The sequence below is a fragment of the Dethiosulfovibrio russensis genome, assembly GCF_021568855.1.
In the GTDB taxonomy this organism is placed as follows: Bacteria; Synergistota; Synergistia; order Synergistales; family Dethiosulfovibrionaceae; genus Dethiosulfovibrio; species Dethiosulfovibrio russensis.
In genome coordinates this window covers 1-508 of sequence record NZ_JAKGUG010000041.1, presented here as the reverse complement: position 1 = coordinate 508, position 508 = coordinate 1, and the positions used below count along the sequence as shown (strand labels likewise).

Sequence of the window (508 nt, the reverse complement as noted above, 5' to 3'; positions counted from 1 at the left end):
TTGCTCCTCCCCGTGGCTTTTCGCAGCTTGCCACGTCTTTCTTCGGCTTCAGGTGCCTAGGCATCCACCGTATGCCCTTATTACCTTAACCTCTCTTTGTTTTCTCTATTCACTTGTCAAGGAACTACCAGATGGAAAGCAAAAAACGTCCTACATCTATGCAGAACGCTCTCCATCTTGGCTTCTTCATTGGTGGAGGTGACCGGAATCGAACCGACGACCTCCTGCGTGCAAAGCAGGCGCTCTCCCGACTGAGCTACACCCCCACAGAAAAAAAACGAAAACTTGGTGGGCCGAAGTGGACTCGAACCACTGACCTCTCGGTTATCAGCCGAGTGCTCTAGCCGCCTGAGCTACCGGCCCACTAAAAAGAAAGAGAACAGCGCATGATAGAACATAAAAGAACGTACTCCTTAGAAAGGAGGTGATCCAGCCGCACCTTCCGGTACGGCTACCTTGTTACGACTTCACCCTCCTTACCAGACACACCTTCGACGGATCTGTCCCC

Annotated in this window: 2 tRNA genes and 2 rRNA genes; all 4 read right to left on the bottom strand. The window is 52.0% G+C overall.

Going from position 1 to position 508, the window contains the following annotated elements:
* Window positions 1–91, bottom strand: a 23S ribosomal RNA gene (locus L2W48_RS12970); the annotation flags it as partial.
* A 99-nt stretch (window positions 92–190) separates the two neighbouring features.
* Window positions 191–266: transfer RNA gene (locus tag L2W48_RS12965), tRNA-Ala, on the bottom strand.
* Between the two features lie 20 nt (window positions 267–286).
* Window positions 287–363, bottom strand: a tRNA-Ile gene (locus L2W48_RS12960).
* 54 nt (window positions 364–417) lie between these two features.
* Window positions 418–508, bottom strand: a 16S ribosomal RNA gene (locus L2W48_RS12955); the annotation flags it as partial.